Source organism: Salmonella sp. JXY0409-18 (genome assembly GCF_020268625.1).
GTDB lineage: Bacteria > Pseudomonadota > Gammaproteobacteria > Enterobacterales > Enterobacteriaceae > Salmonella > Salmonella enterica.
Genome location: NZ_CP084216.1, coordinates 80,679 through 106,612, shown reverse-complemented (window position 1 = coordinate 106,612; position 25,934 = coordinate 80,679). Strand labels below are relative to the sequence as shown.

At 52.0% G+C, this 25,934-nt stretch carries 19 protein-coding genes, 1 tRNA gene and 1 pseudogene; 11 read left to right on the top strand and 10 right to left on the bottom strand.

Annotated features, from left to right (window positions below; genetic code table 11):
• Window positions 1-32: 32 nt before the first annotated feature.
• From rpoZ to recG, 4 genes are read left to right on the top strand one after another with little or no spacing between them, the layout of a single operon-like run.
• Complete coding sequence (rpoZ, locus tag LDB27_RS00490) at window positions 33-308, top strand: DNA-directed RNA polymerase subunit omega (RefSeq protein WP_000135058.1); 276 nt, start codon at window positions 33-35, stop codon at window positions 306-308.
• Window positions 309-326: 18 nt separating this feature from the next.
• On the top strand, window positions 327-2,438 hold the full coding sequence (gene spoT / locus LDB27_RS00485) for a bifunctional GTP diphosphokinase/guanosine-3',5'-bis pyrophosphate 3'-pyrophosphohydrolase (protein ID WP_000280481.1): 2,112 nt from the start codon (window positions 327-329) through the stop codon (window positions 2,436-2,438).
• A 4-nt stretch (window positions 2,439-2,442) separates the two neighbouring features.
• Window positions 2,443-3,132, top strand: a complete 690-nt coding sequence (gene trmH / locus LDB27_RS00480; protein ID WP_001068436.1) for a tRNA (guanosine(18)-2'-O)-methyltransferase TrmH — start codon at window positions 2,443-2,445, stop codon at window positions 3,130-3,132.
• A gap of 5 nt (window positions 3,133-3,137) precedes the next feature.
• A complete protein-coding gene (gene recG, locus LDB27_RS00475; protein ID WP_000016757.1) occupies window positions 3,138-5,219 on the top strand; it encodes an ATP-dependent DNA helicase RecG in 2,082 nt (693 codons plus the stop codon).
• A gap of 35 nt (window positions 5,220-5,254) precedes the next feature.
• Here recG and gltS read toward each other — a convergent pair whose 3' ends face one another.
• Complete coding sequence (gene gltS / locus LDB27_RS00470) at window positions 5,255-6,460, bottom strand: sodium/glutamate symporter (protein WP_000462249.1); 1,206 nt, start codon at window positions 6,458-6,460, stop codon at window positions 5,255-5,257.
• A gap of 227 nt (window positions 6,461-6,687) precedes the next feature.
• Here gltS and xanP point away from each other — a divergent pair, with 227 nt between their 5' ends.
• Window positions 6,688-8,079 (top strand): xanthine/proton symporter XanP, encoded by a 1,392-nt coding sequence (xanP, locus tag LDB27_RS00465; protein WP_000115428.1) that lies wholly within the window; start codon window positions 6,688-6,690, stop codon window positions 8,077-8,079.
• Window positions 8,080-8,199: 120 nt separating this feature from the next.
• Complete coding sequence (locus LDB27_RS00460) at window positions 8,200-9,909, top strand: AsmA family protein (protein ID WP_000766648.1); 1,710 nt, start codon at window positions 8,200-8,202, stop codon at window positions 9,907-9,909.
• Window positions 9,910-10,011: 102 nt separating this feature from the next.
• Here the strand turns inward: LDB27_RS00460 and yicI are convergent, their stop codons facing one another.
• Together yicI and LDB27_RS00450 are read right to left on the bottom strand one after the other, a co-directional pair.
• Window positions 10,012-12,330: an alpha-xylosidase gene (yicI, locus tag LDB27_RS00455; RefSeq protein ID WP_000703007.1), complete on the bottom strand. Its 2,319-nt coding sequence runs from the start codon at window positions 12,328-12,330 to the stop codon at window positions 10,012-10,014.
• Between the two features lie 11 nt (window positions 12,331-12,341).
• Window positions 12,342-13,724: a glycoside-pentoside-hexuronide family transporter gene (locus tag LDB27_RS00450; protein ID WP_000834255.1), complete on the bottom strand. Its 1,383-nt coding sequence runs from the start codon at window positions 13,722-13,724 to the stop codon at window positions 12,342-12,344.
• 287 nt (window positions 13,725-14,011) lie between these two features.
• Between LDB27_RS00450 and LDB27_RS00445 the strand changes: the two genes are divergently transcribed.
• A tRNA-Sec gene (locus tag LDB27_RS00445) sits at window positions 14,012-14,106 on the top strand.
• A 14-nt stretch (window positions 14,107-14,120) separates the two neighbouring features.
• On the opposite strand, the pseudogene LDB27_RS00440 reads toward LDB27_RS00445, so the two are convergent.
• A pseudogene (locus tag LDB27_RS00440) lies at window positions 14,121-14,481 on the bottom strand (transposase); the annotation flags it as partial.
• Between the two features lie 378 nt (window positions 14,482-14,859).
• On the opposite strand from LDB27_RS00440, the gene LDB27_RS00435 reads away from it, so the two are divergent.
• The 3 genes from LDB27_RS00435 to misL all read left to right on the top strand — a co-directional run bounded on the left by LDB27_RS00435 (window position 14,860) and on the right by misL (window position 19,286).
• Complete coding sequence (locus tag LDB27_RS00435; protein ID WP_000548510.1) at window positions 14,860-14,991, top strand: transposase; 132 nt, start codon at window positions 14,860-14,862, stop codon at window positions 14,989-14,991.
• A gap of 735 nt (window positions 14,992-15,726) precedes the next feature.
• A complete protein-coding gene (locus LDB27_RS00430) occupies window positions 15,727-16,344 on the top strand; it encodes a helix-turn-helix transcriptional regulator (protein WP_000984806.1) in 618 nt (205 codons plus the stop codon).
• Between the two features lie 74 nt (window positions 16,345-16,418).
• Window positions 16,419-19,286: an intestinal colonization autotransporter adhesin MisL gene (misL, locus tag LDB27_RS00425; protein ID WP_001143049.1), complete on the top strand. Its 2,868-nt coding sequence runs from the start codon at window positions 16,419-16,421 to the stop codon at window positions 19,284-19,286.
• 94 nt (window positions 19,287-19,380) lie between these two features.
• Here the strand turns inward: misL and LDB27_RS00420 are convergent, their stop codons facing one another.
• Both LDB27_RS00420 and LDB27_RS00415 read right to left on the bottom strand, forming a co-directional pair.
• Window positions 19,381-19,845, bottom strand: coding sequence for a hypothetical protein (locus LDB27_RS00420; protein ID WP_023213975.1), 465 nt, complete (start codon window positions 19,843-19,845; stop codon window positions 19,381-19,383).
• Between the two features lie 10 nt (window positions 19,846-19,855).
• Window positions 19,856-20,713, bottom strand: a complete 858-nt coding sequence (locus LDB27_RS00415; protein WP_001278059.1) for a winged helix-turn-helix domain-containing protein — start codon at window positions 20,711-20,713, stop codon at window positions 19,856-19,858.
• A gap of 784 nt (window positions 20,714-21,497) precedes the next feature.
• Here LDB27_RS00415 and LDB27_RS00410 point away from each other — a divergent pair.
• The gene (locus LDB27_RS00410; RefSeq protein ID WP_000106461.1) at window positions 21,498-22,178 is read left to right on the top strand and encodes an isochorismatase family protein; all 681 of its coding nucleotides are present in this window, start codon (window positions 21,498-21,500) and stop codon (window positions 22,176-22,178) included.
• A 167-nt stretch (window positions 22,179-22,345) separates the two neighbouring features.
• On the opposite strand, the gene cigR is transcribed toward LDB27_RS00410, so the two are convergent.
• The 4 genes from cigR to mgtA all read right to left on the bottom strand — a co-directional run bounded on the left by cigR (window position 22,346) and on the right by mgtA (window position 25,866).
• Window positions 22,346-22,825 (bottom strand): anti-virulence regulatory inner membrane protein CigR, encoded by a 480-nt coding sequence (cigR, locus tag LDB27_RS00405; protein ID WP_001065324.1) that lies wholly within the window; start codon window positions 22,823-22,825, stop codon window positions 22,346-22,348.
• Between the two features lie 101 nt (window positions 22,826-22,926).
• Window positions 22,927-23,013: a magnesium transporter protection protein MgtU gene (gene mgtU / locus LDB27_RS23815; protein ID WP_252515021.1), complete on the bottom strand. Its 87-nt coding sequence runs from the start codon at window positions 23,011-23,013 to the stop codon at window positions 22,927-22,929.
• Between the two features lie 12 nt (window positions 23,014-23,025).
• Window positions 23,026-23,118: a protein MgtR gene (mgtR, locus tag LDB27_RS00400; protein WP_001082118.1), complete on the bottom strand. Its 93-nt coding sequence runs from the start codon at window positions 23,116-23,118 to the stop codon at window positions 23,026-23,028.
• Window positions 23,119-23,139: 21 nt separating this feature from the next.
• Entirely contained in the window at window positions 23,140-25,866 is a 2,727-nt protein-coding gene (gene mgtA, locus LDB27_RS00395; RefSeq protein WP_000131296.1) for a magnesium-translocating P-type ATPase, read from the bottom strand.
• Window positions 25,867-25,934 lie beyond the last annotated feature (68 nt).

Below are 25,934 nucleotides of genomic sequence, written 5' to 3'. Positions count from 1 at the left end.
AGTCATTTCTTCACCTGTGGAGCATTTTAAGTATGGCACGCGTAACTGTTCAGGACGCTGTAGAGAAAATTGGTAACCGTTTTGACCTGGTACTGGTCGCCGCGCGTCGCGCTCGTCAGATGCAGGTAGGCGGAAAGGATCCGCTGGTACCGGAAGAAAACGATAAAACTACCGTTATCGCGCTGCGCGAAATCGAAGAAGGTCTGATTAACAACCAGATCCTCGACGTCCGCGAGCGCCAGGAACAGCAAGAGCAGGAAGCCGCTGAATTACAAGCCGTTACCGCTATTGCTGAAGGTCGTCGTTAATCACAAAGCGGGTCGCCCTTGTATCTGTTTGAAAGCCTGAATCAACTGATTCAAACCTACCTGCCGGAAGACCAGATTAAGCGTCTTCGGCAGGCGTATCTCGTTGCACGTGACGCTCACGAGGGCCAGACACGTTCAAGCGGTGAACCCTATATCACGCACCCGGTAGCGGTGGCCTGTATTCTGGCCGAGATGAAACTCGACTACGAAACGCTGATGGCCGCTCTGCTGCATGACGTGATTGAAGATACCCCCGCCACCTATCAGGACATGGAACAGCTTTTCGGTAAAAGCGTTGCCGAGCTGGTAGAGGGGGTATCGAAACTTGATAAGCTCAAGTTCCGCGATAAGAAAGAGGCGCAGGCCGAAAACTTCCGCAAAATGATTATGGCGATGGTGCAGGATATCCGCGTCATCCTCATTAAGCTTGCTGACCGTACCCATAACATGCGCACGCTGGGCTCGTTACGCCCGGACAAACGTCGCCGCATCGCCCGTGAAACCCTCGAAATTTACAGCCCGCTGGCACACCGTTTAGGTATCCATCACATCAAGACCGAGCTTGAAGAGCTGGGTTTTGAAGCGCTGTATCCTAACCGCTACCGCGTCATCAAAGAAGTGGTAAAAGCGGCGCGCGGCAACCGTAAAGAGATGATCCAAAAAATCCTCTCTGAAATCGAAGGACGTTTGCAAGAGGCGGGCATTCCGTGTCGCGTTAGCGGTCGCGAAAAACATCTTTACTCGATCTACTGCAAAATGGTGCTCAAAGAGCAGCGTTTTCACTCGATCATGGACATTTACGCTTTCCGCGTCATCGTTCATGACTCCGATACCTGCTATCGCGTACTCGGCCAGATGCACAGTCTCTATAAGCCTCGTCCGGGACGGGTGAAAGACTATATTGCCATTCCCAAAGCGAACGGCTATCAGTCTTTGCACACCTCGATGATCGGCCCGCACGGCGTTCCTGTTGAAGTCCAGATCCGTACCGAAGATATGGATCAGATGGCGGAAATGGGGGTCGCGGCGCACTGGGCGTATAAAGAACACGGTGAGACCAGCACCACGGCGCAGATCCGCGCCCAGCGCTGGATGCAGAGCCTGCTGGAGCTACAACAGAGCGCCGGTAGTTCGTTTGAATTTATCGAAAGCGTAAAATCCGATCTCTTCCCGGATGAGATTTACGTTTTCACCCCGGAAGGACGCATTGTCGAACTGCCCGCTGGCGCTACGCCGGTGGACTTCGCCTACGCCGTGCATACCGATATCGGCCACGCCTGCGTCGGCGCGCGTGTCGACCGGCAGCCTTATCCGCTGTCGCAGCCGCTTAGCAGCGGTCAGACCGTCGAAATTATTACCGCGCCGGGCGCGCGTCCCAACGCCGCCTGGCTGAACTTTGTCGTCAGCTCTAAAGCGCGCGCTAAAATTCGTCAGTTGCTGAAAAACCTCAAACGTGATGACTCCGTAAGCCTGGGCCGTCGTCTGCTTAACCATGCTTTAGGCGGTAGTCGTAAGCTGGCGGAAATTCCGCAGGAAAATATTCAGCGCGAATTGGATCGTATGAAGCTGGCAACGCTTGACGATCTGCTGGCGGAAATCGGTCTCGGCAACGCGATGAGCGTAGTGGTCGCGAAAAATCTGCAGCAAGGCGAAGCCGTGGTGCCGACCGTTGCGCAATCGAATCACGGCCACCTGCCGATTAAAGGCGCGGATGGCGTGCTTATCACCTTTGCGAAGTGTTGTCGTCCGATCCCAGGCGACCCGATCATCGCTCACGTCAGCCCAGGTAAAGGACTGGTGATCCACCATGAATCCTGCCGTAATATCCGTGGATACCAGAAAGAGCCAGAGAAATTTATGGCGGTCGAATGGGACAAAGAGACGGAGCAGGAATTCATTACCGAAATCAAGGTGGAAATGTTTAACCATCAGGGCGCGCTGGCTAACCTGACGGCGGCGATTAATACCACCACCTCCAATATTCAAAGCCTGAATACTGAAGAGAAAGATGGTCGCGTCTATAGTACCTTTATTCGCCTTACCGCACGCGATCGCGTACATCTGGCGAATATCATGCGCAAAATCCGCGTGATGCCAGACGTTATTAAAGTCACCCGTAACCGAAACTAGCGCTATGAATCCAAAACGTTATGCGCGTATATGCGAAATGCTCGCCAGGCGTCAGCCTGATCTCACGGTCTGCATGGAGCAAGTCCACAAACCTCATAACGTTTCTGCAATCATTCGTACCGCAGATGCCGTTGGCGTCCATGAAGTCCATGCTATCTGGCCAGGTAGCCGGATGCGCACCATGGCTTCCGCAGCGGCGGGCAGCAACAGTTGGGTACAGGTGAAAACTCACCGTACCATTGGCGATGCGGTAGCCCATTTGAAAGGACGGGGAATGCAGATTCTGGCAACCCATCTTTCTGATAAGGCCGTAGACTTTCGCGAGATTGATTACACGCGCCCGACCTGTATTCTGATGGGTCAGGAGAAAACCGGTATTACTCAGGAAGCATTAGACCTGGCGGATCGGGACATCATCATTCCGATGATCGGCATGGTACAGTCGCTGAACGTTTCCGTCGCCTCCGCGCTCATTCTTTATGAAGCCCAGCGCCAGCGACAGAACGCGGGCATGTATCTGCGTGAAAATAGCATGTTGCCGGAAGATGAACAGCAGCGCCTGCTGTTTGAGGGTGGTTATCCGGTGCTGGCGAAAGTCGCTAAACGTAAAGGTCTGCCTTATCCTCGCGTCAATCAGCAGGGCGAAATCGACGCCGATGCTGACTGGTGGGCGACGATGCAGGCGGCAGGGTAATCACCATGTCAGGCCGCTTGTTAGACGCTGTTCCGCTCAATTCCCTGACAGGCGTCGGCGCAGCGCAAAGCAGTAAACTGGCGAAAATTGGCCTGCACACCGTGCAGGACCTCCTGCTCCACCTCCCTCTGCGTTACGAAGACCGCACCCATCTCTACCCCATTGGCGAACTGCTGCCTGGCATCTACGCCACCGTTGAAGGTGAAGTGCTGAACTGCAATATCACTTTCGGCGGTCGTCGGATGATGACCTGCCAGATTAGCGACGGTTCCGGCATTCTTACCATGCGCTTTTTCAATTTTAACGCGGCGATGAAAAACAGCCTGGCGACGGGACGGCGTGTGCTGGCCTACGGGGAAGCGAAGCGCGGCAAGTATGGCGCAGAGATGATCCATCCGGAATATCGCCTGCAGGGCGATCTCAGCACGCCGGAACTTCAGGAAACGCTCACCCCCGTCTATCCGACCACCGAGGGCGTGAAGCAAGCGACACTGCGCAAGCTTACCGATCAGGCGCTGGAGCTGCTCGACACCTGCGCCATTGCCGAACTACTGCCGCCGGAACTGGCGCAGGGTATGATGAGCCTGCCGGAGGCGCTACGTACCTTGCATCGCCCGCCGCCGACACTCCAGCTCGCCGATTTAGAAACCGGTAAACACCCGGCGCAGCGGCGGCTTATTCTTGAAGAGCTACTGGCGCATAACCTCAGTATGCTGGCACTTCGCGCAGGCGCGCAGCGCTACCACGCTCAGCCGCTAAGTACCAACAACATATTGAAAGACAATCTGCTGGCGTCGTTGCCGTTTAAACCCACCAGCGCGCAGGCGCGGGTGGTAGCAGAGATCGAACGTGATATGGCTCTGGATGTGCCGATGATGCGTCTGGTTCAGGGCGACGTCGGCTCAGGGAAAACGCTGGTTGCGGCGCTTGCCGCCTTGCGCGCTATTGCCCACGGTAAGCAGGTGGCGCTGATGGCGCCGACCGAATTGCTGGCTGAACAGCACGCAAATAATTTCCGCAACTGGTTCGAACCGTTGGGCGTTGAAGTGGGTTGGCTGGCAGGTAAGCAAAAAGGTAAAGCGCGTCAGGCGCAGCAAGAGGCTATTGCCAGCGGTCAGGTGCAGATGATTGTCGGCACCCACGCTATCTTTCAGGAACAGGTGCAGTTTAACGGGCTGGCGCTGGTGATCATCGACGAACAGCACCGCTTTGGCGTCCACCAGCGTCTGGCGCTGTGGGAAAAAGGCCAGCAGCAGGGCTTTCACCCACATCAGTTGATTATGACCGCAACGCCCATTCCGCGCACCCTGGCGATGACTGCCTACGCCGATCTCGATACCTCGGTGATTGACGAGCTACCGCCGGGCCGTACCCCTGTCACTACCGTTGCGATTCCGGATACCCGTCGCCATGAAATCATTGATCGTGTGCGCAACGCCTGCACAACCGAAGGCCGTCAGGCCTACTGGGTCTGTACGCTGATTGAAGAGTCCGACCTGCTGGAAGCGCAGGCGGCGGAAGCCACCTGGGAGGAGCTCAAGCTGGCGCTGCCGGAGTTGAATATTGGCCTGGTACACGGCCGCATGAAGCCCGCCGAAAAACAGGCGGTGATGCAGGCCTTTAAGCAGGGTGAACTGCATCTGCTGGTCGCCACTACGGTGATTGAGGTGGGGGTCGATGTTCCTAACGCCAGCCTGATGATTATTGAAAACCCGGAGCGGCTGGGCCTGGCGCAGTTACACCAGCTCAGAGGGCGCGTTGGCCGTGGCGCGGTCGCATCGCACTGCGTGCTGCTCTATAAATCGCCGCTGTCGAAAACGGCGCAGAAGCGTTTACAGGTATTGCGCGACAGCAACGACGGCTTTGTGATTGCACAAAAAGATTTAGAGATTCGCGGCCCGGGGGAATTACTGGGCACGCGCCAGACGGGTAACGCCGAATTTAAAGTAGCTGATTTGCTGCGCGATCAAGCCATGATCCCCGAAGTTCAGCGTATTGCCCGTCATATTCACGAACGTTATCCGCAGCAGGCACAAGCGCTGATTGAGCGCTGGATGCCGGAAACCGAACGTTATTCCAACGCCTAATGAGCACGGCGGCTTTAATGCCGCCGTACAAACTATTATTGCGCGAAAATCGGTAACAGCAGGTACAGCTTGATTACCAACGCATTAACGATATCGATAAAGAACGCACCAACCATCGGCACCACCAGGAACGCCATATGCGAGGGGCCAAAACGGTCGGTAATCGCCTGCATATTAGCAATGGCGGTCGGCGTTGCGCCCAGGCCAAAACCGCAGTGACCCGCCGCCAACACCGCTGCATCGTAGTTTTTCCCCATCATGCGCCAGGTGACGAAGATCGCGTACAGCGCCATGAAGATGGTCTGTACCACCAGAATCGCCAGCATCGGCAGCGCCAGCGACGCCAGTTCCCACAGCTTCAGGCTCATCAGCGCCATTGCCAGGAACAGTGACAGGCTCACGTTCCCCAGCACCGAAACAGCACGCTCAAATACGCGATAAAAACCCACCAGCGCCAGGCCATTGCTGAGGATCACCCCAACAAATAGCACACAAACGAAGACCGGCAGTTCAAGCACCGTTCCCGCCAGTAGCTGCGCTACGATTTTGCCCACGGTCAGACAGATAGCAATCAGGGCGATGGTTTCGATTAGCACCAGAGAAGTGATCATACGGCCCACATCCGGCTTTTCAAAGGCTGTCGGCACGGCCTGATCGTCAGGCATTCCATCCGGCGTGGTGGAGTGTTTCACCAGATAACGCGCTACCGGGCCGCCTATCAACCCGCCCAGCACCAGGCCAAAGGTTGCACATGCCATCGCAACTTCGGTGGCATTGGCAAAACCATAACGTTCGACAAACAGTTTACTCCACGCCGCGCCGGTACCGTGTCCGCCGGACAGCGTAATTGACCCGGCAATCAGCCCCATTAACGGGTCCAGCCCCAACAGACTCGCCATGCCGATACCGATGGCATTCTGCATCAGCAGTAATCCGACCACGACGACCAGGAAGACGCCAACAACGCGTCCCCCCTTGCGCAGGCTGGCAAGGTTAGCGTTAAGGCCGATCGTCGCGAAAAACGCCAGCATCAACGGATCGCGCAGGGTCATATCAAAGTTGACCTCCCAACCGACGCTTTTTTTCAGCACCAGCAGCGCAACCGCGACCAGTAACCCCCCCGCCACCGGCTCCGGAATCGTATATTTCTTCAGTAAGGAGACAGACTGGACCAGCTTGCGACCCAGTAGCAGCACCAGCGTGGCGGCGACAAGGGTCGATAAGGTATCGAGTTCAAACATTTAAAGCTCCTGTAGTGCGCTGTGACATGTGCGCACAAATCATTTCCTGAGTCAGTTTTTTAGCTCTTTGCGAGTCTTCGGCATGGATTTTAAGCAGAAAAAGGCAAAAAGTTATATAAAAAGGTGCATTTATCTTTTTTAAATATTAAGAATATTCGCTCGCAATCGTTTGCTTTTACCACCTGGTCAGATAAAATCACCGCTTTTCCACCACGAGAATGTCCCTGATGTCCGTTAACGCCATCGAGCCGGCAGATGCGCAACCGGTTGCGCAGACGCAAAACAGCGAATTAATTTACCGTCTTGAAGATCGCCCGCCGCTCCCTCAAACCCTTTTTGCCGCTTGTCAGCATCTGCTGGCCATGTTTGTCGCGGTAATCACGCCAGCGCTGTTAATCTGCCAGGCGTTGGGTTTACCGGCGCAGGATACGCAGCACATTATCAGCATGTCGCTGTTCGCCTCCGGCGTAGCCTCTATTATTCAAATCAAAGCGTGGGGGCCGGTAGGATCGGGGCTGTTATCCATCCAGGGAACCAGTTTTAACTTTGTCGCCCCGCTGATTATGGGCGGTACCGCGCTGAAAACCGGCGGCGCGGACGTCCCGACGATGATGGCGGCGCTGTTCGGCACGCTGATGCTGGCAAGCTGCACCGAGATGGTGCTTTCTCGCATTCTACATCTGGCGCGACGGATTATCACGCCGTTAGTCTCCGGCGTCGTGGTGATGATTATTGGCCTGTCGCTGATTCAGGTGGGGCTAACCTCCATCGGCGGCGGCTATGCCGCCATGAGCGACAACACCTTTGGCGCACCGAAAAACCTGCTGCTGGCCGGCGTCGTCCTGGCCATTATTATCCTGCTGAATCGGCAGCGTAATCCCTACCTGCGCGTGGCTTCTTTGGTTATTGCCATGGCGGCAGGCTATCTTTTGGCCTGGTTTATGGGCATGTTGCCTGAGAATAACGCGCCAGTCTCGCAGGACATCCTGATGGTGCCGACCCCGCTGTATTATGGTCTGGGCATTGACTGGAACCTGTTACTGCCGTTGATGCTGGTCTTTATGATTACGTCGCTGGAGACCATCGGCGACATCACCGCCACCTCTGATGTCTCCGAGCAGCCGGTATCCGGCCCCTTGTATATGAAACGGCTAAAGGGCGGCGTACTGGCTAACGGCCTGAACTCATTTGTTTCAGCGGTATTTAATACGTTCCCGAATTCCTGTTTCGGTCAGAACAACGGCGTAATTCAGTTGACCGGCGTCGCCAGTCGCTATGTGGGATTTGTCGTCGCGCTGATGCTGATTGTGCTCGGCCTGTTCCCGGCGGTAAGCGGTTTTGTGCAGCATATCCCGGAACCGGTGCTCGGCGGCGCCACGTTAGTGATGTTCGGCACCATTGCCGCCTCCGGGGTGCGTATTGTCTCGCGTGAGCCGCTGAACCGCCGCGCGATTCTGATTATCGCCCTGTCGCTGGCCGTGGGTCTTGGCGTCTCGCAACAGCCGCAGATCCTGCAGTTCGCGCCGGAATGGGTGAAAAATCTGCTCTCATCCGGAATTGCCGCTGGCGGCATCACGGCTATCGTGTTGAACCTGATTCTCCCGCCGGAAAAACCGTAAAAACCCTGCGGCGGCGACGCGATTCGCCGCTGCTGTAACGCTCTTTCACCATTCCTGTCTTGAGGATTGCACGCAAATCGTGCATAAATCCCCTATGTGCATTTCACGGGATGGAAGACCATGAAATTGATTGGGAGGTTGCTTCTCTATGTGCTGATCGCCTGTTTAGTGGTGATTTTCGGCTTTTATTTTCTGCTGCAAACGCGCTGGGGCGCAGATCACATCAGCAACTGGGTATCAGAGAACAGCGGTTATCACCTCACCTTCGACGTGATGGATCATCGTTTTTCCGCCCCATCCCATCTTTTACTGGAGAATGTGACCTTTGGTCGTGATGGTCAGCCTGCTACCCTGGTCGCGAAAACCGTAGATATCGGTCTGAGCATTCGCCAGTTAACCGCGCCGCTGCATGTCGACACGATTCTGTTACAGGACGGCACGCTGAATATTTCAGTGCAAACTGCCCCTTTCCCGTTTGAGGCCGACCGCCTGCAACTTCGCAATATGGCGCTCAATAGTCCCGGCAGCGAATGGCGGTTGAGCGCCCAGCGCGTTAACGGCGGCGTTATGCCCTGGCGCCCCGAAGCCGGTCGGGTATTGGGCAATAAAGCCCAGATCCAACTGAGCGCTGGTTCGCTGACGTTAAACGACGTTCCCGCCACTAATGTGCTTATTGAAGGCAGTATCGACCATAATCAGGTGATGTTAAACACCGTCGGCGCCGATATGGCGCGCGGAGCGTTAACCGGCGTCGCCCGGCGTAACGCTGACGGTAGTTGGGTCGTTGAAAATCTGCGGCTGAATGATATTCGGTTACAAAGCGATAAATCCCTGAGCGAGTTTTTCGCGCCGCTTACTACGGTTCCATCTTTGCAGATTGGTCGTCTTGAAGTGACGGACTCCAGCCTGCAAGGACCAGACTGGGCAGTCACCGATCTTGACCTGAGTTTGCGCAATCTGACTCTGCGCAAAGAAGACTGGCAAAGTCAGGAAGGTAAATTATCGATGAACGCCAGCGAGTTTATTTACGGCTCGCTGCACTTGCTCGATCCAATCCTGAACGCCGAATTTTCACCACAGGGCGTTGCGCTACGCCAGTTCACCACCCGCTGGGAAGGCGGTATGGTCAGAACTTCCGGCGCCTGGTTACGCGAGAGCAAAGCGCTTATTCTGGACGATACCGCTATCGCCGGGCTGGAGTATACGCTGCCGGAAAACTGGAAGCAGCTATGGATGAAGCCGTTGCCCGACTGGTTGAATAGCCTGACGCTGAAAAAATTCAGCGCCAGCCGCAACCTGGTGATTGATATCGACCCGGCCTTCCCGTGGCAAATCACCGCTCTGGACGGCTACGGCGCAAACCTGGAGCTGGTACAACATCATCAATGGGGCGTCTGGAGCGGCAATGCGACCCTCAACGCCGCAGCGGCAACCTTTAACCGTGTGGATGTGCGCCGCCCGTCGCTGTCGTTGACGGCTAATGCCAGCACAGTCAACATCAGCGATCTGAGCGCGTTTACTGGAAAAGGGATACTGGAAGCCACTGCCAGCGTATCGCAACTGCCGCAGCGTCAGACGCAAATCAGCCTGAACGGACGCGGCGTACCAATGGATGTGCTACAACAGTGGGGCTGGCCGGCATTACCGATTGCTGGCGATGGCAATATTCAGCTCACGGCCAGCGGCAATATTCAGGCCGATGCGCCGTTGAAACCGACGGTAAACGGGCAATTACACGCGGTCAACGCACAAAAGCAGCAGATAACGCAGACGATGCAAGCGGGCGTGGTGTCCGGCGGGGAAGTTACGTCAACGGAGCCAGCGCTGTAATTGAGGGCTTGCCCGGTGGCGCTGACGCTTACCGGGCTTACGATTCTTGCTCATTTGTAGGCCGGATAAGCGCAGCTCACAGCACCATCCGGCGATTCAGATTTAAAGCGTAATCACCACTTCATTTCCCAGCGGGGTAACCACTACGCCCAGTTCACTTCCCGCATATGAGCCGCATTTGGTACCGCTAATCTGCGTAATATTACGCAGACACAGCGTCCAGTTGCGCGCCTCGCCTTCGCCGCTCACCGTAATGGTATTGCCTGTGCGTTTCGCCTGCAGCGTAAAGATTGTCGAACCATCCGTAGCAGGGACTTCGCAGACCGCTTCGCAGCCGTCATCCAGATGGAATAACTGGAAGGCCGTACCCTCATGCCAGGCGTAATCGGGCTTCTGGCTATTGTTGCCCAGCGCCAGTAGTGTATTGTCACGCACGTACACTGGCAGGCTCAGGAAGTCATGCTGCTGTTTATGCCAGCGGCTGCCCTGCACTTCATCGTTGCGCCACAGGTGCGTCCAGCGGCCTTCTGGCAGATAGAACTCCACGTCGCCCGCTTCACTAAATACCGGCGCTACCATGACCGCATCTCCCAGCATGTACTGGCGATCAAGATAATCACACGCCGGATCGTCCGGGAACTCCAGCATCATCGCCCGCATCATTGGCGTACCGGCTTCGTTGGCGCGCGCCGCTTCCCGATACAGATACGGCATCATCCGGCACTTCTGTTCGGTGAAGAAGCGCACCACGTCACAGGACTCGTCGTCATAGGCCCACGGAACCCGGTAGGATTTGCTACCGTGCAGGCGGCTGTGGCTGGAGAGCAAGCCGAATGCGCACCAACGCTTGTAGACATGCGCCGGCGCGGTATTCTCGAATCCGCCAATATCATGGCTCCAGAAGCCAAATCCTGACAGGCCAATGGACAGCCCGCCGCGCAGGCTTTCCGCCATCGATTCGTAGTTGGCGTAACAGTCGCCGCCCCAGTGCACCGGGAACTGTTGCGCGCCCACCGAGGCGGAACGGGCGAACAGCACCGCCTCTTCAACGCCGACGGTCTCTTTCAGCACGTTCCACACCAGTTCGTTGTAGATATAGGCATAATGGTTATGCATTTTCTGTGGATCTGAACCATCAAACCACTGCACATCCGTTGGAATGCGTTCGCCGAAGTCAGTTTTGAAGCAGTCCACTCCCATCTCCACCAGGCCCTTCAGCTTGTCGGCATACCATTCGCAGGCTTGCGGGTTGGTGAAGTCGTAAATCGCCAGTCCCGGCTGCCATTTATCCCACTGCCACAAGGAGCCGTCCGGGCGTTTAAGCAAATACCCTTTCTCTTTTAGCTCCTGGAAGACCGGGGATTTCTGGCCGATGTAGGGGTTAATCCACACGCAGACTTTCAGCCCTTTCGCTTTCAGGCGGCGAATCATCCCTTTCGGATCGGGGAAAGTCACCGGGTCCCAATCAAAATCGCACCACTGAAAAGCTTTCATCCAGAAACAGTCGAAGTGGAAGACGTGCAGCGGTAGATTGCGCTCGGCCATACCGTCGATAAAGCTGTTAACGGTCGCTTCGTCGTAGTTGGTGGTAAATGAGGTGGTCAGCCACAGGCCAAACGACCAGGCGGGCGGCAGCGCCGGACGACCCGTAAATTGGGTATAGCGGTTCAGCACGTCTTTCGGGGTCGGGCCGTCGATGACGAAGTATTCCAGATACTCGCTCTCAACGCTGAACTGGACTTTGGAGACTTTCTCGGAGCCAATTTCAAACGACACGCACTGCGGATGGTTTACCAGCACACCGTAGCCACGGTTGGTGATATAGAACGGGATGTTCTTGTAAGACTGCTCGGTGCTGGTGCCGCCGTCGCGGTTCCAGGTCTCCACCGTCTGACCGTTACGCACCAGCGCGGTAAAGCGCTCGCCCAGCCCGTAGACGGTTTCGCCCACGCCGAGATCCAGGCGCTCGAACATGTAGTTGCGCCCGCTGTTGGTGTCCTGTACATAGCCGTTATTTTTCAACTGGCTACCGGTGATACGTACACCGTTGCGCAGAAAATCCAGGGACCAGAGCTCGCCTTTGGTGACGCGCACGCTCAGGCTGCCGCTCTTGAGTTCGGCAAATTCGGCGTTGTTCTGCATCTCTACGTTGATATCTTGCAAGACATTGAGTGGATAATGTGGGCCGTTATCCAAAGCGCCCTGGAAGTGTTCCATCCGTACACCTATCACTCCTTCCTGCGGCGAGAAAAAGCGCAAGGTAAACAACGGGGTATCCAGTTGCCAGGTTCGTTCGCGGACATCGCGCGGCGCGGCATAGACCACCATCTCATTCCCCTGCTGTTCAACGTCGAACACCTGAACCGGGTGAATCAAATTAAGGCCAGGCTGGATCAGCCAGTTTCCGTCGCTAATTTTCATAGTCTGTTCCTTTAGTTCTGCAATTCTTTATGGGGAAATTCTTGTTCGTTACGGTGTGCGCCCTGCGCCAGTTGTTCCAGAATGGTTTTCAGGAACGGGCTTTTCAGGGTGTAGTAGCGTTTAGCGATCGCGGCGCTCAGCAGATAACAGATGGCCGGGACGATAGTGAACAGAGCGATGATGATGCTGATCGTGGCGCTGTTTTGCGTTTTCGCCGCCGCGTCGTAACCGCCGCCTGCCAGCATCCAGCCAATCAGCGCCCCGCCGAGGGCAAGACCCAGTTTCAGCACGAACAACGTGCCGGCAAAACTGATCCCCGTCAGGCGTTTGCCGTTACACCATTCGCCATAGTCGACGGTGTCAGACATCATCACCCACTGGATAGGCGTGACTAACTGGTGCAACACGCCAATCACGAAGATAAAGACGAACATAGCGATCGTGGCGTGCATCGGTACGAAGAACATCGCCACGCTGATTACTGCGAGTAAAGCGTTGGTCCAACAGAAAACGCTCACTTTGCATTTCCAGTCGGTCAACGGTTTTGCCAGCGCCGAGCCAATCAGGTTGCCGACGCAATAGGTGGTGAGGAAGGCGACAAACACGCCCGGCTTGCCCAATATCCAGGTGACGTAATACATCATCGCCCCGCCGCGCACGCATACCGCCAGAATATTCAGGATGGTGAGCAGGCCGACTATGCGCCACTGGTCGTTGTGCCAGATATCACGCAGGTCTTCACGCATGGAGGTATGGGTGGCAGGCGCTTCAACGCGCTCTTTGGTGGTAAAGAAGCAGAACGCCAGCATCAGGAACGCCACCACCGAGAGCGCCGCGATACCCCCCTGGAAGCCCAGCGCCTTATTCTCGCCGCCAATCAGTTTCACCAGAGGCATCATCAGTACGGTAGAGAGCATTCCGCCCGCCGTTGCCAGCACAAAGCGCCAAGATTGCAGGGAGATACGCTGCGTTGGGTCATTGGTTATTACCCCCCCCAACGCGCAGTAAGGGATGTTGACCACAGTGTACAGAAGGGTGAGCAACGTGTAGGTGATGGCGGCATAAATCATTTTGCCGTTCAGACTGAGATCCGGCGTGCTATAAGCCAGCACACAAACGATACCAAACGGCAACGCGCCAAACAGCACCCAGGGTCGGAATTTGCCCCAGCGAGAGCGGGTGCGGTCGGCCAGCAGGCCCATGCAAGGGTCGGAGATGGCATCAAGCGCACGCGCCAGTAAAAACATGGTGCCGACAAAACCAGCAGGAATGCCGAAAATATCGGTATAGAAGAACATCATATATAACATGACGTTATCAAAGATGATGTGGCTCGCGGCATCGCCCATACCATAGCCAATCTTCTCCTTAACGGAGAGAATTTCACTTTTCATTACGCATCCTTAACGCTCACAACACTCACTGATACCGGTTACAGTTTTTGTAAACCTTCCCTGCGAGCGTGAATATTCCGTTATTTAGTTATCAAATTACGATTCTTGTTTTCTGTGATCGGGGTAGCGTCAAAAAGTGTGATGAAATGTAACTAATGGATTTTATGGGGATTTACATGAAACCGATCATGGCAGAAGGAAAGGGAAGTTAAAAAAGCACGGGAGGGGATGTGGAAACGCCAGGAAGTAGCTATAATGCGCGCGCCTCCATGTAGCAATCGAGGCGCGGAAGATCGTCGTCTCCGGTGAGGCGGCTGGACTTCAAATCCAGTTGGGGCCGCCAGCGGTCCCGGGCAGGTTCGACTCCTGTGATCTTCCGCCAATTAGCCTCTTCTGAACTAAATAAAATGAATTGCCACGCGCCCGTGGACTTCGGTATCCGACCCGAGCCTTTATCCCCACACGTTGCATCAACCACCAGACTTTGCTTACACCGCATTGTTCCTGATATCCCGCAGATCGAGACAGATCTTGCGATAGCCATAAACACAGCCCGATTCCAGCCAGAACTGCCTGTATGCCCCGTCAGATTCAGGTCAACATGATGCCGTCGTGAATGTGGCGGCTTTATCCAGGCGTAAAGACTATGGGTAGTAATATCAAGACGTGTTGCGACGCTGGAAACAGAATGGCCGCGCTCAATAATCTGTTTTACCGCTTTAATTTTAAACGCTTCGGGATAACATTTACCGCTCATGGGCTCTTCTCTTTAAGTCATCTTAAATGACTCAGCGGTGTCTGTTAAACCTGTGGCGATTCACTCCTCCGTTTTATCCAGACAAAATTATCCTGATAATGTGCTGTAGCGGCTGAATGACTTAATAACACATCAACCTAAACACTGAATAGTTTCTCAGTTACCTGATTTTTCATTGTTATCTATTAGATACTGCAAGCATTTCATCTTTATACCCTTGTTCTCCCATACGTCCTGTTTATTCTTACCCCCCCATTATTATATTTCAGTAGTAAAATATCCGTATACATTCTTATACCAGGTACTCATATTACTCCACATAATCGTGCTATTCACATTTAGAGATCACGTCATCGAACTGCTGACGAAGGAATCTCTATGCATAAAGCCCGTCTCACTGAGCATCAGAACATCACCATAATTAAGTTGGTCGAAGCTGGACGAGCGGTTAAAGATATCTGCCAGGAGGCGGATATTTGTGAAGTGACTGACGACATCTATGGACATTAGGTTTGACCACATTCTGTTTCTCACTAATGTGCTCCGGGAAAGAGTTTTCATCAGATGAGCAATTGAAAAGAGAAGCCAGAAGCTGAAGTTGCTTCGACCGATAACTCTGTCAGGTGCTCAGACCGTCACATTCAGAATTAAGTTAGATCAACTTATTGGCAAGGTATAACTCCCGGCGTTAAGTTACAAGATTTTCTCATGGCATTAGCATTACACCCTCTTAAAGTTTACATGTGTCTCTATAAAATAGTCTTAAATTTGTATATAAGAAGTTGATGAGAGCACAAATGTCACCATTAAGTCATTGAATAACAATGCAATAAAAGAAAAAATCTTAAATTAGGTTTTAATAATAAGAATTCATTACAGGTTTACAGGAATTACTTTTATATTTCATCACATCACTCCGATAGTGACGAAGGCAGCAGATAGATGGTATTGAGAACCGTTATTTATCACTCTCATGATTTAGCAAATAGTGCTGTTTTAAGATTTTTTATGATATTGGAGATTATGTATAAAAATCCCAATGGGTGAAATACAAATCCGAAATGATGTATTACGACTGTCGGATCTGTCATGGTTCCTTAAAGCTGTATTTTAGGTCTTTCCAGGAGTTTATGACACTGACAATAATTCGCGACTTTTGACAGCCGTAGCACTGTATATTATCTGGATTGACACATTTATTTACCAATGAAATATTAATAGAAACATCGACGGGAGTCGTTCAGGATGATGAGAAAGCCTTCACAAATTGTCCATTGCATTAGTTGCGATTTATCCTGTCAATTATTCCCTGACAGCGCAGTACGGGTGCAATACTGTCATAATGCGGCATTTTCCATCTGGCCAGATGGTAATGCTTTCCTGAAAAAAGGGTTTATTGAAAAGTTATTGCTTGATAGACACAACCATTTATCCAGCGGTTTTATCTTTGTTGATTTTTCTTTCCCGAATCTTCGACGATTTACCGATTTGCAATGGGCTGACAGTCTGGCAGACAGTGGCATGCATATTGTCCTGATTTCTGACAGAAGTTTAACTCCGCTGGCCAATTACTGGATTTTGAAAAGCAATAAAATACAAGGAATTATTTATTCCGATGACGATGATATTGTGCAACAGCAAAAGATGCACCGCTTGTTTACCGGTCGGCTCGCCAACAGTAAACGTGGACGAACGCTTAACTATACGGAATTTATATTACTGAAGCGCTTTGTATCAGGAATAAGTATTCAGCAGATTGTAAATATTGACAATATTGATATTAAGAAACTTTATGTGCATAAGCTGCGGCTTGAAAATAAGCTAGGGCATAGCATTCATAAAATAATATCAAATATTTTATAGATCCGTTTCCATTTTTATTATTTCCATATTATTGCGATGTGGAAGACGCTTTACGCCATAATGCAGGAGGCAGAATGCCAACTCCCCAAAATTACTCATTCATCGCCATAGCGGTATCAGCAGCATTAGCCTCTATGGTATTTCCCTCCCAGGCGGCCTGGGTCGACGTTGATAGTCTGCCATCCAGTGGGCTGGTCAGCCAGTTGCCGCCGGAATTACAGGCTATTATTCCCGCTCAGGCCAGTACCGGTTTCACCAAAGTCGGTACCATGCCCAACTACGTTTATCAGTGGAACACCGGTACCATCCCGGTTTATGGCAATGGCCTCACGCTTAATGGGCCGGGCGCGGAGGCGTTTGAACACACAGTCACGGTTATTCAAAACAGCGGGACGGGAAGTCCGGGCGTGATTTTTGGCAACGACCTGACCATTCGGACGCAGTCGGCGAATGCCGCGAATAATGGTAGAGACGTCGATGGCATCCGTACTCACGGCGCGAATACTCCGGATAACCCGGTATTTATTATTACCGGTGACCGTACCCGCATCTACGTGGATGGTCAGGATGGTGACGGTATTAACGCCGGATATAACTCACTGGGCCAGGGTTGGACCGGATCGGCCAATATTTACGTCGGCGACGATCTGTATATCAAAACAACAGGTAGCCAGGGACGTGGAATTACAGCTAACGCCATGCGGGATGCGTCACGTGCCAAAAATACGATTGTCGTCGGCAATCGTGCACATATTGTTACTACCGGCGACAGTTCGGAGGGGCTACGTACCGGACAAAGCGGTTCGTTGATTCGTCTGGGTGACGATGCAACCATCGAAACCTCCGGCGCATCCTCAACGGGGATTTACGCAGCATCATCCTCCAGAACCGAGCTTGGCAACAACGCTACTATTACGGTGAACGGTGCCAGCGCACACGCGGTATATGCAACTAACGCTACCGTTAATTTGGGAGATAATGCCACTATTAGCGTCAACAGCGCCAGTAAGGCTGCATCCTATAGTAAAGCCCCTGCCGGTTTATACGCCCTCTCCCGAGGCGCCATTAATCTGGCAGGCGGTGCGGCTATTACTATGGCGGGCGATAACAGTAGCGAAAGTTACGCCATCAGCACGGAGACTGGCGGCATTGTTGACGGTTCTTCAGGAGGACGTTTCGTCATCGACGGTGATATTCGTGCTGCTGGCGCCACCGCTGCCAGCGGTACGCTACCGCAGCAGAACAGTACGATTAAGCTCAATATGACGGACAACTCGCGGTGGGACGGGGCGTCGTACATCACCAGCGCTACGGCGGGCACAGGCGTTATCTCTGTACAAATGAGCGATGCGACCTGGAATATGACCAGCAGCTCAACGCTCACTGACCTGACGCTGAATAGTGGCGCAATCATTCACTTCAGCCATGAAGATGGCGAGCCATGGCAAACGCTCACCATCAATGAAGATTATGTAGGCAACGGCGGTAAGCTGGTCTTTAATACTGTGCTCAACGATGATGATTCCGAAACGGACAGGCTGCAGGTTCTCGGCAATACTTCAGGCAACACATTTGTTGCAGTAAATAATATTGGAGGAGCCGGGGCGCAAACCATTGAAGGTATTGAAATTGTTAACGTTGCTGGCAATTCTAACGGTACTTTCGAAAAAGCAAGCCGTATTGTTGCCGGAGCCTATGACTACAACGTGGTGCAGAAAGGTAAAAACTGGTATCTGACCAGCTACATTGAGCCGGACGAACCGATTATTCCTGATCCAGTAGACCCAGTTATCCCTGACCCTGTCATTCCCGATCCGGTGGACCCTGATCCTGTAGACCCGGTCATCCCTGACCCTGTTATTCCCGATCCGGTGGACCCTGATCCTGTAGACCCTGAGCCAGTAGACCCGGTCATCCCTGATCCGGTCATTCCTGACATAGGGCAATCTGACACACCGCCGATAACAGAACATCAGTTCCGTCCGGAAGTGGGCAGCTATCTTGCCAACAACCATGCGGCAAATACGCTGTTCATGACGCGTCTCCATGACCGTCTGGGTGAAACCCAGTACACCGACATGCTGACGGGTGAGAAGAAGGTCACCAGCCTGTGGATGCGTAACGTCGGCGCCCATACTCGCTTCAACGATGGCAGCGGGCAGCTAAAAACCCGCATCAACAGCTATGTGTTACAACTGGGAGGCGATCTGGCACAGTGGAGCACTGACGGTCTTGACCGTTGGCATATTGGTGCAATGGCAGGTTATGCCAACAGCCAGAACCGCACGCTGTCGTCCGTGAGTGACTATCATTCCCGTGGTCAAGTCACCGGTTACAGCGTCGGCCTTTATGGCACCTGGTATGCTAACAATATCGATCGGTCTGGAGCTTATGTGGATACCTGGATGCTGTACAACTGGTTTGATAACAAGGTTATGGGTCAGGATCAGGCCGCTGAGAAATATAAATCCAAAGGAATTACCGCCTCGGTTGAAGCCGGTTACAGCTTCAGGTTAGGTGAAAGCGCGCATCAAAGCTACTGGTTGCAGCCCAAAGCGCAGGTAGTATGGATGGGCGTGCAGGCTGACGACCATCGCGAAGCCAATGGTACTCTCGTGAAGGATGATACCGCCGGTAATCTGCTAACCCGCATGGGCGTAAAAGCCTATATTAACGGCCACAACGCTATTGATAACGATAAATCTCGAGAGTTCCAGCCGTTCGTGGAAGCGAACTGGATCCATAATACGCAGCCTGCCAGCGTGAAGATGGACGATGTCAGCAGCGATATGCGTGGTACGAAAAATATTGGTGAACTGAAAGTGGGCATTGAAGGGCAAATTACCCCGAGCCTGAACGTATGGGGTAACGTGGCGCAACAGGTAGGTGACCAGGGCTATAGTAATACCCAAGGCCTACTGGGGGTTAAATACAGTTTCTGATTCAGGTAACAACAGAGCCGCTGATCTTCAGCGGCTTTTACCCGGAAGCGCTTTCATTTGGCTGATACGTTCCATAAACGGCTCCCAAAACAGCTTAATGTGTACAGAAAAATATCGGGCGTTTCCCGATGGTGAACATAAAGCCACGATGGCCCTGAGTCAGGATGGTGTAACTGATACTTTTCCCTGGATAGACATAAAAATCGGGTAAAACCGTCTCGATAACCGCATCGGACAGTGTTTCGTCACGCGTGACTTTGTTGATATCCGTCGATATAAAATGGGTGCTGTCTTTATTTTCACTCCAAACATAGGAAACATCACGGCGGATCACGCCGCTCATTTTATTATCGACGTAATACGTTCCGCTGATGGAAACCACCCCAGTGCGTTTTTTCAGCGAATACATAAAGTCCAGCGTCAGGTTAGCCTGAGTGTTGTTATAAAACACAATCACAGGCGCCGTACATTTCTCTGGATCCCGGTTCTTTTCCGTATATAAATGAACAAGATGCCCAAGCCCTACTCCCAGAAACAGTAGCGTCAGGCAGGCTAACATCAGTGCCTTTTTACCCATGTGTCACCCCGCGGAAAAAAAGCGTCACGCAGCCTGTATCGCCGCGCGTTTTATACGGTTGCTGACAAATCAATGCCGTAACCGCTGGGGTGCGACTGCTGGAAGGAAAATAGACCCATGGGTATTTCTGACAATCCATACCGGTTTTTAGAATCATTGACTTATAGCCTGCAAAGCGGCTACCGCTTTCGATATCTTCATTCCGCGAGAAAAAATGACAACCCTGCGTTGTTTCAACCAGCGTGTAGCGATCATAAAAATCCTTATCGGGAACGGTTTGCCAGCTTATAGTGCCAAGCAAAATACCGACAGCAAATGTCCCGGTCATCCAAAGTACAGGTACATAATGTTTAAACCAACGCCCTGACATACGCGGCGGCGTCTCACCCTTTTTTTCTATTGTCTGAGCGAAGTCTTTGCGGATGGTCATGATGCTCGCGCCAGGCTCAATCTGAAAGCCTCTACGCGGAACCGTGATTATCAGCGTATCTTCATTTTCGCCAACGGTACGTAATCCGCGGCGAATAATGGAGATATTCTGATAAAGCGTATTTGCCGACACCACCATGCCGTCTTCTTCCCACACTTTTTGAAAGAATGTTTGTTGTGAGACGACAGAGGGGGCGTTTTCCAGCAGAAGGCGCAAGCAACGGCTGGCGGGCGTTGTCAGAATAATGTTGAGATCTGGCCTCGATAATGACGCCAGGCGATTCATTTCTGGATTAAATTCAATATTATCGTTAATTATCCATAACATCGCATTGTTACCATGCCAAAACATAACGTAGTTGGAGAGGGTTAATAGACACCACTGAGTATAGTCTGATGCTGTGGCTGCGTAGCAGGACATGGATTGTCCCCTGCACATACCGATCATATAGAAGAGCGAGAGGCATAAGACATTAACAGGTAAGCGTAGACACCGCTTTTCTCATTATAGCAGACTCAGGGGTGAAAGTACGTTTGGTTTTCTTGTTCGTTAAGTCACCTGTTTTGTGTTGAGGTGAGAATATCACCTTTAATCAGGTGGCCAAATTTACTGTGCCACTACGCTTTAATATCTCATATATAAATCATGAAAAAATATATCCTGACAATCTATATCATATGAAAGACAGGGTTTTATTGAACGTGTTCTCTATAATGGCTTGTAATATCCAAAAAAGCAGCACTCGTTATGTAGGGATAGTTTTCAATTCATTAAGAGTTACAGTAGCCATACTTAATAGCAGCACGCTTCCCACTTAATATTTAAGCTACGCTTTATGTTATTTAAATATAAATAAGTTAACTCTTAATTGAACCATTTCAAATTTATACTAAATAAGTTTAAAACTATCTATCAGAAACAATTTGTAGGGACATAGTTTGTTTTTTCAATCAATAATTCTCTCTGACATGTAAAATAGAAACATTTATTCATAATATGAATATTGTTGTGATAACAAATTCGCGTGAAAGTAAATCGACTGAAGGTGATGCCGATGAATATTCCTTCAGAAAGAACTCAACAGGGTAATCCAAAATCGGCAACGGATTACTGTCATCAGCTTAAAAACGGAAATCGCCCCGGCGATTAATGACTTTAACACTGATAGTGATTATCAGTGAAAGGCAACAACAAGGAATGAATTATGTCTACACCCGCGAATTTTAACGGTCAACGCCCTGCCATTGATGCTAACGACGCAGTAATGCTGCTGATTGACCACCAAAGTGGCCTGTTTCAGACCGTCGGCGACATGCCGATGCCGGAATTACGCGCGCGCGCCGCGGCGCTGGCTAAGATCGCTACCTTATGCAATATGCCGGTCATTACTACCGCATCCGTACCACAGGGACCGAATGGTCCGCTGATTCCGGAAATCCATGCGAATGCGCCACACGCGCAATATGTCGCGCGTAAAGGGGAAATTAATGCCTGGGATAATGCCGATTTTGTACAAGCGGTAAAAGCGACAGGCCGTAAAACGCTGATCATCGCCGGTACTATTACCAGTGTCTGCATGGCTTTTCCAGCCATCAGCGCCGTCGCGGAAGGTTACAAGGTATTTGCGGTAATTGATGCCTCCGGTACGTACAGTAAAATGGCGCAGGAAATTACGATGGCCCGCGTGGTGCAGGCGGGCGTAGTACCAATGGATACCGCGGCGGTAGCCTCTGAGCTGCAACGTACCTGGAATAGGGAAGATGCCGCAGAATGGGCGGATGTATATACCAAAATATTCCCGGCCTATCAGCTACTGATTGAAAGTTATACCAAAGCGCAGGAAGTAGTAAAAAATAATGAACTGCTGGATTCTCAGCGCGCATAAATAACGCCCTGAAGCGGCTAAATAGCCCCATTTAATGGGGCTATTTTACTTGCCATTTTGGTCCTGGGCAGTGCTCAAAATCCTCACGTACTACGTGTACGCTCCGGTTTTTGCGCGCTGTCCGTGTCCAAACTGGCTGCGCCAATAACGCCTGGTGGGATAGGCTCTTAATCAAATACGCCATTAATAATCGCCGTGACCACCGCGGTACTGAGCGCGATCAGCACCAGATTATCCCCAACGATTTTCCACTCATAGCCCGGATAATAAGGTAATTGTCCCAGCATAGACGCCGGCACCGTTTTTTTAGCGATTCCCGGCGGCAGCGGTTTTCCTCTCGCCAGATTTTTCGCAATCCCCGGAGGTAAAGACTGATAACCCGTCAGCCCTAAATTCACTGCCAGTTGCCTGGCGACAGCATAGCTAATGTCCGACTCGACGTGATCCGGTTTACCGCCATTTTTACGGTGTTCCGTTTTTTGCCCGGCATTTCCTTTATGGCCGTTACCGTTATTACCCTGATTAGCCGCGTTATTACCATGTCCGCCGCCATTGCCATTTCCCGGATTCGCCAGCACAGGCGTAGCGCTCAGGGAAAACGTAATCAACGTCGCCAGGACGGCGGTTAAACCACGACGATTATTCATGATATTGCCCTTCTGATGTGGGATACCATGAAAATAGCGCCCCGCCATAAAAAGAACAACTACATCGATTCTTATTTTAAGCGGGGCTCGCCAACAGCAGCTTATCGTATCCAGATAGTCAGTAAAATCAGGATGATTGCTATCAGGACAACCTGATAAAAAATTTTGTCCAACCCTCTTTTTTGCATGGCGTCACCTCGTTATAAAACGATTTGCCAGAGGGCTAAACACAACACCAACAGGCTAATCAGTAAAAATATCAGCGCGATGATTTTATCGGGTGAGCGATTCATCTGGGCGATCCTCAAACATCATTAAAACCACTGGCCAAAGCGTTTGATATAAAAGCGCTTCATGCCTTGCGCCACCAGACAGTAGCTCAATAATGTCGCCACCAACCACGGGAAGTAGCTCAGCGGCAGCGGCTCCAGTCCAACCATCGCACCCAAAGGTGAGAATGGAATATAAATGCCTATCGCCATAATCAAGCCGGTCGTCAATAATACCGGCAACGTCGCCCGACTTTGGATAAACGGTATTTTCTGCGTCCTTAGCATATGCACGACCAGTGTCTGCGAGAGCAGACCCTCAATAAACCAGCCGGACTGAAAGAGCGCCTGCGCCTCTACGTTATTAGCCGCAAAGACGTACCACATCAACGCAAAGGTTGTGATATCGAAAATAGAAGACGTTGGGCCAATCCATAGCATAAAACGACCAATATTTTTCGCGTCCCATTTCCGCGGCTTACGCAGGAACTCTTTATCCATTTTGTCCCACGGCAACGACAACTGCGAAATATCGTACATCAAATTCTGGATCAACAGATGAATCGCCAGCATCGGCAGAAACGGAATAAACGCGCTGGCTACCAGTACCGAAAAAACATTGCCGAAATTAGAGCTGGCGGTCATATTCAGGTATTTAATGATATTGCCAAAGGTTTCCCGCCCTTTGATGACGCCTTCCTCAAGCACCATGAGATCTTTTTCCAGCAGAATAATATCTGATGACTCTTTAGCAATATCGGCGGCGCTATCGACGGAAATCCCCACATCCGCATCACGAAGCGCGGGCGCGTCGTTGATCCCATCCCCAAGAAAACCAACGGTATGACCATTTTTCTGTAGCGCTTGCAAAATACGCGTTTTTTGTAACGGCGTCAGCCGGGCGAATACTGCGCGTTTCTCCACTTCAGACGCCAGTTCGGCATCTGACATAGCCTCAACCTGGGTTCCGGTCAGGATATCGTGCGTATCAATACCCACTTCCAGACAGATACGCGCCGTCACGACCGGATTATCGCCGGTGAGGACTTTGACCGCCACGCCGTTATCCCGCAACGCGGCAATCGCTTTTCCGGCGCTCTCTTTCGGCGGATCGAGAAAAGTGAGCATCCCTTCGATGGTAAGTTCGGTCTCATCCTCCACACTTAATGTCGGATTGTTCCCGGAACCATCCAGCTTACGTGTCGCTATCAGCAATACACGGAATCCCTGCGCATTGTAATCTTCGGTTTTCGCCAGCAGCAGCTCGCGGCGTGTTTCCGTCAGCGCCACCACACGATCGCCTTCGCGAAGATGGGTGGCTACCATCATCATCTCTTCAACAGCGCCTTTGCAGATCAGGCATCTGTCTCCATGCTGCGTATCCTCCACCAGGACCGATACCCGGCGACGTACAAAGTCGAATGGCAGTTCATCGCGTTTAACGAAGCGCGCTTTTGTCGATGGCGCGATGCGACCCTCGCCAAAACGCAGTATGGCGCGATCCATCACATTCCGGGCGCCGCTCTGGCTGCTACTATTCAGCCAGGCCAGCATCAATACCCGGCTGCTTTTTACACCGCTCACATCCAGATGATGCTCCAGAAAAATATTGTCCTGGGTTAAGGTGCCGGTTTTATCTGTACACAACACATCCATCGCGCCGAAGTTTTGAATAGCGTTCAGGCGCTTGACGATCACTTTGCGCCGCGACATCGCAATCGCGCCTTTTGCCAGGTTGGAACTGACAATCATGGGCAACATTTCCGGCGTCAACCCCACCGCAACCGCCAGCGCGAACAGCGAAGCCTCTACCCAGTCTCCCTTACTGAACCCATTGATCAGCAGGACAACCGGCACCATGATCAGCATAAAGCGTATCAACAGCCAGCTCACGCTGTTGACTCCACGATCGAAAGCCGTCTGGGTACGCGTACCCACAATGGATTTCGCCAGCGAGCCGAACCAGGTACGGCTTCCCGTCGCAACCACGACCGCTTGCGCTCTGCCGCTGGTTACATTGGTTCCCATCAGACAGATATTGCCCAAATCTAACAGGCTTTTATCTTTGTCAGGCAATTGCTCGCTGTCTTTACCTGCCACATCAGCCATAACATCGTATTTTTCTACGGGTAATGATTCACCACTAAGAATTGACTGGCTGATAAAGAGATCGCGCGACGCCAGCAGCCGGACGTCGGCGGGCACCAGATCGCCTGCGGCCAGAAAAACCACATCGCCCGGCACCAGTTCTTCAATGGGAATCTCTTCCTGCACCGCGCCTATATTGCCCGGCCCACGACGCAACACCGTGGCGGTGGTGCGAACCATCTTTTTCAGCGCCTGTGCTGCTCTGTTAGTGCGAAACTCCTGCCAGAAACGCAATAACCCGCTCAAACTGACCATCGTCAGAATAATCAGCACGCCGGTGAGATCGGTCTCTTCGCCACGGCGTAACGGGAGCCAGTAATCCGTGATAAAACTGACCCCTGCCAGTGCGATCAGAACGTAAATAAACGGGTTATTGAATGCCTGCAGAAGCTGAACCAGCACCGGAGGAACTTGCTCATGCGCCACTTCATTGCGCCCATACACTTTCAACCGTTCGCTGGCCTCTTCTATCGTGAGGCCCTGACGATGGCTGTTCAGCCGCGCCAGTGTCTCCTCCGGGCTATGAAAAGCTTCCGCTTCGATCGGAAATACTTTTTTATGCTGCTTATCATTTTCTGACGCCGGGCGATTGAGTTTCCGGTTTTCAATGTTCATGTCAGTCATGATGAATCCCCAAAATTAAGGTGTAGTGTTTCCTGCATATCACGCCCAGGGAATAGCAAACTCACGAT

What these genes read in the sequence shown, in the direction of transcription:
- rpoZ (WP_000135058.1), top strand. Translation starts at nt 33, where the DNA reads ATGGCACGCGTAACTGTTCAGGACGCTGTAGAGAAAATTGGTAACCGT.
- trmH (WP_001068436.1), top strand. Translation starts at nt 2,443, where the DNA reads ATGAATCCAAAACGTTATGCGCGTATATGCGAAATGCTCGCCAGGCGT.
- recG (WP_000016757.1), top strand. Translation starts at nt 3,138, where the DNA reads ATGTCAGGCCGCTTGTTAGACGCTGTTCCGCTCAATTCCCTGACAGGC.
- gltS (WP_000462249.1), bottom strand. Translation starts at nt 6,460, where the DNA reads ATGTTTGAACTCGATACCTTATCGACCCTTGTCGCCGCCACGCTGGTG.
- xanP (WP_000115428.1), top strand. Translation starts at nt 6,688, where the DNA reads ATGTCCGTTAACGCCATCGAGCCGGCAGATGCGCAACCGGTTGCGCAG.
- LDB27_RS00460 (WP_000766648.1), top strand. Translation starts at nt 8,200, where the DNA reads ATGAAATTGATTGGGAGGTTGCTTCTCTATGTGCTGATCGCCTGTTTA.
- yicI (WP_000703007.1), bottom strand. Translation starts at nt 12,330, where the DNA reads ATGAAAATTAGCGACGGAAACTGGCTGATCCAGCCTGGCCTTAATTTG.
- LDB27_RS00450 (WP_000834255.1), bottom strand. Translation starts at nt 13,724, where the DNA reads ATGAAAAGTGAAATTCTCTCCGTTAAGGAGAAGATTGGCTATGGTATG.
- LDB27_RS00435 (WP_000548510.1), top strand. Translation starts at nt 14,860, where the DNA reads ATGCATAAAGCCCGTCTCACTGAGCATCAGAACATCACCATAATTAAG.
- LDB27_RS00430 (WP_000984806.1), top strand. Translation starts at nt 15,727, where the DNA reads ATGATGAGAAAGCCTTCACAAATTGTCCATTGCATTAGTTGCGATTTA.
- misL (WP_001143049.1), top strand. Translation starts at nt 16,419, where the DNA reads ATGCCAACTCCCCAAAATTACTCATTCATCGCCATAGCGGTATCAGCA.
- LDB27_RS00420 (WP_023213975.1), bottom strand. Translation starts at nt 19,845, where the DNA reads ATGTTAGCCTGCCTGACGCTACTGTTTCTGGGAGTAGGGCTTGGGCAT.
- LDB27_RS00415 (WP_001278059.1), bottom strand. Translation starts at nt 20,713, where the DNA reads ATGTCCTGCTACGCAGCCACAGCATCAGACTATACTCAGTGGTGTCTA.
- LDB27_RS00410 (WP_000106461.1), top strand. Translation starts at nt 21,498, where the DNA reads ATGTCTACACCCGCGAATTTTAACGGTCAACGCCCTGCCATTGATGCT.
- cigR (WP_001065324.1), bottom strand. Translation starts at nt 22,825, where the DNA reads ATGAATAATCGTCGTGGTTTAACCGCCGTCCTGGCGACGTTGATTACG.
- mgtU (WP_252515021.1), bottom strand. Translation starts at nt 23,013, where the DNA reads ATGCAAAAAAGAGGGTTGGACAAAATTTTTTATCAGGTTGTCCTGATA.
- mgtR (WP_001082118.1), bottom strand. Translation starts at nt 23,118, where the DNA reads ATGAATCGCTCACCCGATAAAATCATCGCGCTGATATTTTTACTGATT.
- mgtA (WP_000131296.1), bottom strand. Translation starts at nt 25,866, where the DNA reads ATGACTGACATGAACATTGAAAACCGGAAACTCAATCGCCCGGCGTCA.